The sequence below is a fragment of the Candidatus Woesearchaeota archaeon genome (genome assembly GCA_018303425.1).
Taxonomy (GTDB): Archaea; Nanobdellota; Nanobdellia; order Woesearchaeales; family JAGVYF01; genus JAGVYF01.
Genome location: JAGVYF010000030.1, coordinates 1 through 8,461, shown reverse-complemented (window position 1 = coordinate 8,461; position 8,461 = coordinate 1). Strand labels below are relative to the sequence as shown.

Annotated in this window: 6 protein-coding genes; 3 read left to right on the top strand and 3 right to left on the bottom strand. The window is 31.2% G+C overall.

Annotation, left to right across the window (positions count from 1 at the left end):
* The coding region (gene polC / locus J4418_04200; protein MBS3113258.1) for a DNA polymerase II large subunit at nt 1–4,703 on the top strand (4,703 nt) is incomplete at its 5' end.
* 98 nt (nt 4,704–4,801) lie between these two features.
* On the opposite strand, the gene J4418_04195 is transcribed toward polC, so the two are convergent.
* The 3 genes from J4418_04195 to J4418_04185 form a co-directional block, all read right to left on the bottom strand.
* The gene (locus J4418_04195) at nt 4,802–5,107 is read right to left on the bottom strand and encodes a DUF424 domain-containing protein (protein ID MBS3113257.1); all 306 of its coding nucleotides are present in this window, start codon (nt 5,105–5,107) and stop codon (nt 4,802–4,804) included.
* A 2-nt stretch (nt 5,108–5,109) separates the two neighbouring features.
* Complete coding sequence (locus tag J4418_04190; protein ID MBS3113256.1) at nt 5,110–5,517, bottom strand: translation initiation factor IF-2 subunit beta; 408 nt, start codon at nt 5,515–5,517, stop codon at nt 5,110–5,112.
* A gap of 129 nt (nt 5,518–5,646) precedes the next feature.
* On the bottom strand, nt 5,647–6,420 hold the full coding sequence (locus J4418_04185) for a matrixin family metalloprotease (GenBank protein ID MBS3113255.1): 774 nt from the start codon (nt 6,418–6,420) through the stop codon (nt 5,647–5,649).
* 375 nt (nt 6,421–6,795) lie between these two features.
* Between J4418_04185 and J4418_04180 the strand changes: the two genes are divergently transcribed.
* Together J4418_04180 and J4418_04175 are read left to right on the top strand one after the other, a co-directional pair.
* Nucleotides 6,796–7,551 carry a hypothetical protein gene (locus J4418_04180; protein MBS3113254.1) on the top strand — a complete coding sequence of 252 codons (756 nt, stop codon included), beginning with the start codon at nt 6,796–6,798 and terminating at the stop codon, nt 7,549–7,551.
* The gene (locus J4418_04175) at nt 7,544–8,455 is read left to right on the top strand and encodes a hypothetical protein (protein MBS3113253.1); all 912 of its coding nucleotides are present in this window, start codon (nt 7,544–7,546) and stop codon (nt 8,453–8,455) included. The genes J4418_04180 and J4418_04175 overlap by 8 nt, the downstream gene beginning before the upstream one ends.
* Nucleotides 8,456–8,461 lie beyond the last annotated feature (6 nt).

Genomic DNA, 8,461 nt, shown 5'->3' with positions numbered 1-8,461 from the left:
TAAAAGAAGCAATGGAAACATGGATAAGGGTAGGGCTGTCTTATATTACATTAGGCATTATTTCTGCGCCATTAGAAGGATTTATTGACATTACTTTAAAAAAAACTCGGGGCGGAGAAGAATATATGGCAATTAATTATGCCGGACCAATACGTGCTTCTGGTGGGACTGCTGAAGCAGTTTCAGTTATTATTGCAGATTATGTAAGAATGAAAATGGGTTATGCAAAGTATGACCCTGATGAGAATGAAGTTAAGCGGTTTTGTACGGAGTTGGATGATTATCATGAACGATGCGCAAATCTTCAATACCGCCCTTCTATGGAAGAAACGGTATTTTTAGTAAAGCATATTCCTGTGGAAATCAGTGGAGATCCTACAGAAGAAAAAGAAGTTTCTAACTATAAAGATTTACCAAGGATTAAAGTAAATAGGGTTAGAGGCGGGATGTGTTTAGTATTGGCTGAAGGGATTGCACAAAAAGCCCCAAAGGTTTATGCCAAACTTAGTAAATGGGGCGAAGAATTTGGTTTGAAAGATTGGTTATGGATGAATGATTTTTTAGAATTACAAAAAAACATGAAGGCTAAACTTAAACTGTCTGAGTTAGATAAAAAAGAGGATGGAAAAGAAAAACCCCAAATTATGCCAAACTTTACTTTTATTAAAGATTTGGTTGCAGGCAGGCCTATTTTAACATATCCTCTGGCCCAAGGGGGGTTTAGATTAAGGTACGGGAGGGCGCGCACTTCCGGCTTTGCAGCATACTCCATTCACCCTGCTACAATGGTCGTATTAGATAATTTTATTGCAACAGGCACACAATTAAAAGTAGAAAGACCGGGTAAAGCAACGGTAGTAAGTCCTTGTGATACTATTGAAGGGCCAATAGTTAGGCTTACAAATGGAAATGTATTAAGGCTTGACAAAGAAGAAGAAGCAATTAGTTTAAAAAAAGAAGTTGATGAAATACTTTATTTAGGAGACATTTTAATTGCATATGGGGATTTTGTTGAAAATGGGCATAAACTAGTGCCTGCAGGCTATTGTGAAGAGTGGTATTCGCAAGAGCTTGAAAAAGCTATCGTTAATGCTTTTGGTTCACTTGATTTGGCTAAACTCGTGGATTTAACAGGGATAGATTTTTACTTAATTGAATCTTTATTAAAAGGCCCCTTAAGAACCAAGATTTTTGCAGAAGACGTTTTAAAACTTTCAAAAGAATTAAAAATTCCACTGCATCCTAGTTATACATTTCATTGGAATGCGATAACTCTTCAAGAATATAATTATTTAATTAATTTTATTGAAAAAATAAGCGTGGTCAAAGAAGAGGGGATTATAAAAAAAATAATTTTTCCCTACATTAAAAAAATTAAAAGGATATTTGAATTGTTAGGAATTCCTCATATTTTAGTAAATAAGGAATTTGTAGTATTAAATAAAGACAATTCTTTAATTTTTCTTTCAAATTTAAATTATAAAGAAGAGTTTGATGTTAATTCAATTATAAAAATAATTCAGGATAATCAAGATAAAAAAGTTCTTGATATTGTTAATTTAGTTTCTGAATATAAAGTAAGAGACAAATCTGGTACTTTTATAGGGTGTAGGATGGGCAGGCCGGAAAAAGCAAAAATGAGAAAATTACCGGGAAGTCCGCATTTATTGTTTCCCGTTGGTGAAGAAGGGGGCAGAATGAAATCTTTTCAAAGTGCCATGGAGAAAGGAAAAATAGGTTCTAATTTTCCCGCATATAAATGCGAATATTGTAATAAAAACCTTATTTTTCCAATATGCAGTGTTTGCGGAGCTAAAACAAAACAATTATTTTTTTGCCGATTTTGTAAAAAAGCAATTGAATCTTCAGAGTGCATTTTAAAATCTTCTGAGGGAGTTTTGCATGGCAGGGCTCAGCGGTTTAGCGCACAAACTATTGATATTAAAACATTATTTGAAGAGGCGAGAAAAAAATTAGAGATGAAAACTTTCCCTGATTTGATAAAGGGCATTAAAGAAACCATTAACAAAGACCACATCCCCGAAAGTTTAGTTAAGGGCTTGCTTAGGTCTAAATATGAAATTTATGTAAATAAAGATGGAACTACAAGATATGATATGATACAAATGCCAATTACTCATTTTAGAGCAAAAGAAGTAAGAAGCAGTGTTGATAGGTTGAGAGAATTAGGATATTATGAAGACATATACCATGAACCCTTAGTTTCTGCAGAACAATTAATAGAGTTGAAACCTCAAGACATAATTCTTCCATGTTGCCCTGAAAGCATGGAAGAAGGAGCGGATGAAGTTTTGTTAAGAGTAAGTAAATTTATTGATGAATTACTGCAGAAACATTATGGGTTGCCTCATTATTATAATCTTAAATCAAAAGAGGATTTAGTGGGGCATTTTTTAATCAACTTAGCGCCGCATACTTCAGCAGGGATTGTTTCTCGCATTATTGGATTTTCTAAAACGCAAGGCATGTATTGTCATCCGATGGCGCATGCAGCTACGCGCAGAAATTGCGTATATCCTGCTACAAAATTTATTTATTCAAAGAAAGACGTTTTAAATGTAACAGAGATAGGGAAATATGTTGAAGAATTAATTCAAAATAATTATTCTATTTCAAAAATGGATGAATTTGGTACAGTAAAAGTTGAATGTCCAAACGATTTATTTGCTTTTGGTGTAGATCCATTCACTAAAAAATTAAAAAAAAAGAAAATTAAATATTTTATTAAAGGCAAATCTCCCAAGCAGTGGGTTAAAATTACGACTACAACTAACAGGGAACAGATAATGACTCCTAATCACGATTTTATGTATGTAAATCATAATAATTTTGAATTTAAAAAGGCAAAAGAGATTAAAGTGGGAGACAAATTAGGGATATTAAACAAATTTGAAAATAATAATAAATCTAATTTAAAGTTAAACCTGATTAAATTATTAATTGAAAATGTACCGGATAAAAATTTAAAAAATATTTTTTTAATTAATCAAGTCGATGTTAAAAGAAAAAGAAATACATTATATCATATTAAAAATTTAAAATTAGATAGTGATGAATTGGCTAAAAATAATCTTCTTAAGATTAGATATTCAAAAAGGTTATTTAACCCTTATTTATGGTTTGATGAGAATATTGCTTCTTTGTTAGGATATTATTCTGCGGAGGGGCATTGCAGACAATCTGCTTCTGTTTCTCAAGTTAGTTTTAGGATACAGGATAAAGAAATACAAAATAAAATACAGGAATTGATAAAAACCGTTTTTAAAATAAAACCTAATCTTGGAGAAGATTCAACAAAGATTACTATTTGTGATCAAATGATATATTTATTATTCAAATTCGTTTTTCAAGCCGGATCAAATGCTTATAATAAAAAAGTACCCGGACTCATATTAAATGCGCCTGATAGTTTAGTTACACATTATATATCCGCGTTTATTGATGGAGATGGAAGTGTAATTCCCCAAAATAATTCAGTAGTTTTATATTCTGTTAATAGAAGTTTATTAGATGATATTTCCTTTTTATTGTTAAGGTTTAATGTATTTTCGAAATATCATACAACAAAACCAAGATTACCCGGGAAAACAGTACTAGAAAAATATGTGAAGCTAGGCAAACAACCTAAAACTCATATTTTACATCATTTGATTATAAACGGGAGGGACATTACAAAACTTAAAAGTACATTAAAATTAGTTTCTAAAAGCAAAAGTTTGAAACTATCGATTCTTAAAAATAATGAAGACTTAAGGAAAACTCGGTTCGGAAAAAAGTATTACGAAATAAAAGAAGAAAATGATGTTATATTTGATTATGTGAAAAAAGTTGAATTAATAAGAGATAATTCTTCTTCATATTGTTTAGAAATTGATTGGAGTACAAAAGAGGATAGAAATATTTTATGGGGAGAACAAATTTTAAATGCGCGATGTGACGGCGACGAAGCAGGAGTTATGCTGTTGCTTGATGGGTTATTGAACTTTTCTAGGCAATTTTTACCTGACCGTAGAGGTGGGCGCACAATGGATGCATGTTTAGTTTTAACTGCGCACCTAGTTCCTTCGGAAGTGGATACTGAAGTGCATAATTTGGATATTGTATGGAAATATCCGTTAGAACTTTATGAAGCCGCATTGAAGTATGAAGAAGCATGGAAAATTAAGATTAAAAAAATAGGGGATACTTTGGGAACTGATGCCCAATATGAAGGGATGGGGTTCACACATGATACTGATAATTTAAATGCAGGAGTAAGATGTTCAGCATATAAAACATTGCCAAGTATGCAAGATAAACTGGTTGGGCAGATGGAATTGGCAAGAAAAATTAGGGCAGTTAATTCGACTGATGTTGCAACATTAGTTATTGAAAAACATTTTATAAGGGACATTATGGGTAATTTAAGAAAGTTTTCACAACAATCTTTTAGGTGTGTTGGCTGTAATCACATTTATAGAAGACCTCCTTTAGTAGGTAAATGCACAGAATGCGGTGGAAAATTGATTTTTACAATTTCTCAAGGTTCAATAATAAAATATTTAGAACCCAGTTTGGAACTTGCAAGGAAGTATGGAGTTAATCCTTATCTTAGCCAATGTTTGGAATTACTTAAAAGAAGAGTTGAGGGCGTTTTTGGTAAAGAAAAAGAAAAACAAGCAGGATTAGGCGCGTGGTTTTAAACTAATTAAAGAAGTGCGTTTAAGGTAGTTTTTTTTGATTAGGATATTTATTTTTTTTAAAAGGGAGTGGAATGACAGCGAATTTGTAATTTAGAAGTTTATTCTAAAGATTCAACGAATACACAAATTGCATAAGGGACATTTGCGATTTTTTTAATATTTGTTTTTTCTATTAATTCTTGTTTAATTGCAAAGTTAATTGATTTTTGTCCGACAATATTTAAGGAACTAAATTTACTTATTTCTTTTAGTATCTCTGGTTCATTCATTTCTTTGCCGTTATAGAAATTTGAAGTAAGATCAAGTTGTAATTCTCCTTCTTCATAAACTTTGCCAAGTAAATCTGAGTCACATATTGCTAAGATAGATTTTCCGTCATGTGTAGTATGGAGTTTAATAATCATTTTTATATTTTACTTTTAACTGGATGTTTTGCGCCACATGCCATACATTTAATAAAAGCGAAATCGCCTTCTTTTAGAATGGTGGTATCTGGTTTATTACATTCTTTACATAAAACATATTCTTTTGCGTATCTTTCGATTTTTTCATTAATTTTTGAAGCTGACACTTTTGCACCGATTATTAAAGAGGTTTTGGTTATTTCGCCTGGCGTTGCCAGTTCTTTTAATAAATATTTTAGCAAGTGCTGGGCATCTCTGCGTAAAGCATCAATTATTTGCGTAAAATTAGTAATAATTGTTTTATTTCCCTGAATATGCCCCTTTACTTTTGGGATTTCAAATCTTTCAGTATTTTTTACATCTTCAGGCAGTTCTTTTTTTGCCTTTTTTAGCATTTCTTTGTAATCCATATTATTCTCAGAATTGGGCTTTGTTTATAAATGATTTGGTTTATTGGCGTTATAGAAAAATTAATTATATGAGGTTGATTTTAGGTTAGTATATTTGGGTTTTGATAACGATAAATGAAATAAAAAAGTTCAAGCTCCATACATTTTTTGTAAACCGGTTATGTCTGGTTGTCCAAGACTTCTTTTAGAAGTTTCACCATAGTTAGAGTAGCCATACATTGTTACTGTTGAACATGCTGTGCTGTATATATCACCCAAACCAACTCCATGTCCAAGTTCGTGTGTTACTATATTTTGTAAGTCCATTACTGACGGATTTATTACGGCGTCTCCCCATGTATATCTTGTGTTATAAAGCTGGTCAAATTCTACTATTTGTTTGCCTCTTCTTGTGTACCATATTGATGTTACTGCTATAACATTATTATCCGGGTAGTCGCCAAAAGCAATCGTATTCACAAAGTTTTGCACACCATATTGTACATTATAATCAACTGTATAAACATTATTAAATAATTCGCTCATTGTTGCAGCATCCCAGATTTCTGCTGATGTTGATATTGTCGAAGTTACAAAATCTTCTGTTAATCCCTGAGGATTAACTGGATTAATTATATAATTTACAGGTAAAGTAGACCATTTTACCCCTAAAAGTTTATAACAGGTTTCTGTTTTTGGTTGGTTACTTGGATTACTTGATTTTACATAATGTATAAAATCTACTCTTTCTAAATCCCATTCTCCTGATTCTGTTTCAGTTATCACTGGAGAATTTTCTAGAACTCTTGCATTTTCTTTTGCCCGGTCATTTGCTGGAATAAGCATAGAAGCGGCTACAGTAACTGAAAATACCAAAGTTGTTATTATTAAAATAGATGTTAACCAGTATAATTTTATTTTCATTTTATGGACTCCAAAATATATTTAATCATATTGCTTATTTAAATATTTCTATTTTTTGTATGTGCATAGCTTTGCTGGTTTGGTTGTAGATACATTATTTAAAAATTAGTATCTTCAGATTTAACCATAACTGCAAGAGTGTTCTTGGCTACTTTAGGTTTTAAATAATATATTAATATACAGACAATGAACTTTCTGGACAGCGCCTAAAATAAGGAATATTTATATATGAATATATTTATAATGAATTATATCTGTAGAGACAATGAAACAAAAAGCAGAGCTAAGTTTGGAGACCCTTATTGCAATTTTAATTTTCTTAATTGGATTTATCATTGCTTATTTGGTTTATATTCAAATATTTGATGTTTTGAAATGAAAAAAAAAGGGATGGCGGTTGAAGAGTTATTAAAACTGATATTAATTTTAATAGTTTCAAGTATACTTTTTTATGGAGTCTACAAAACTTCTGCCATATTTTCTGAAAGAGGGGATGTTGAAAAATGCAGGTTAACTGTTTTAGCAAATTCCCAAGTTCATGAAACTGTGGGAGTTACAGGAAATTTATTAGGATATAGTAAACAGGTTCCTATTCAATGTCCAACTACTTCTTTAAAAATTGAAGGCAAAACTTTAATCGAACAATATCAAATATTTGCTGAAGAACTAAAAAGTTGTTGGTATAAGGTGGGAGAAGGAAAGTTGCAAGTTTTTGGTAAAGAAGGTAATGATTATTGTTTAGTTTGTTCTGAAATTATGGCTCAAGACAATTTAAAATCAAGTAAAATTATGGAATATATCAAATCCAAAAATATGTCAAAAACTGAACAGACCTATGCACAATATGTTGGAATTCCTGAAAGTTATCCTTTATTTGTGACTAGATTTTTAACTCCGACCATTAAAAAAATGAAGGAATTAGATACAGTGGAAAAAGGTAAAGAATATTTGTTAGTTTTTGTGCGTAATACTCTAGGAATACCTCTTGAACTAACTGGAATGATACCATATTTAAGTACATTAGTTAATACAAAAGAGGTACAGTCTATCATCTTTTTGCCTAAAGAAGAATTGGCAGGTTCTGGTTTATGCAGTAAACTTTATTGGGAGAAGCAAGAAAAAAATGGATAAGAAATCCCAGACAGAAGCAAACCCTATAAGGTTTTTGTTAGGTTCTATTTTAATTATAATTATAGCATTTATAATTATTTCTTTTCAATTTAATTTATTTGATATTTTAAAATCTGCTTCAACTGATAATGCCTGTAAATCTAGTGTAGTTTTAAATTCTGTCGCTAAATTAAGCGGTAATGAATTTATGGATGAAATAAAATGTCCAACAAGAGATATTAAAATTTCAGATGAAAAAAAAGTTTTTCCAACAGTTGCAAACGAACTTTATAATTGCTGGGACAATTTTGGGAAAGGTAAACTTGATTTATTTAAAAAAGAAAAAGGAATGTATTGTGTAATTTGCAGCAGGATCGAGTTTACAGATTTAGAGGGTAAAAAACCCGGGCTTTTTTCGTATTTATATAAAACTAAATTACTTAATCAAGATAAAACATATTATGATGCATTATTTGATGTTAATTTTGATACTATAACGGATGCCGCGGTTGAAGAATTAATTCAAACCCATATAAATAAAAATGATAATTTAGATTTGAGCAAACCCCTCGGAATAATGTTTTTATATGATAAAACAGATATTAATATTGGAAAAGGAGAATCAACATTTTGGGGCGCTACTACTGGATTTTTAGCGGGAGTTGGTACAAATGCATATTTAGTTTCTATAGGTGGAGTATCATTTTTAGGGTTTACAGTAGTGCCAACGCTTGTATTAGGCAGCGGGGCCATAATTACTGGGGCGTCATTAGGAACGTATATTGGTTATTTGTTTGGCCATGAATCATCATCTGAATGGAGAGCAGGGGTAGTAACTATGCCTTTGGAACAAGCAAACATTGATAAACTTGGATGTGTTAATTTACCTGTAGGTGGAAAAGAGATTGAAATTATTGTTTCATAAAAAAGG

What these genes read in the sequence shown, in the direction of transcription:
- J4418_04180 (MBS3113254.1), top strand. Translation starts at nt 6,796, where the DNA reads ATGAAAAAAAAAGGGATGGCGGTTGAAGAGTTATTAAAACTGATATTA.
- J4418_04185 (MBS3113255.1), bottom strand. Translation starts at nt 6,420, where the DNA reads ATGAAAATAAAATTATACTGGTTAACATCTATTTTAATAATAACAACT.
- J4418_04190 (MBS3113256.1), bottom strand. Translation starts at nt 5,517, where the DNA reads ATGGATTACAAAGAAATGCTAAAAAAGGCAAAAAAAGAACTGCCTGAA.
- J4418_04175 (MBS3113253.1), top strand. Translation starts at nt 7,544, where the DNA reads ATGGATAAGAAATCCCAGACAGAAGCAAACCCTATAAGGTTTTTGTTA.
- J4418_04195 (MBS3113257.1), bottom strand. Translation starts at nt 5,107, where the DNA reads ATGATTATTAAACTCCATACTACACATGACGGAAAATCTATCTTAGCA.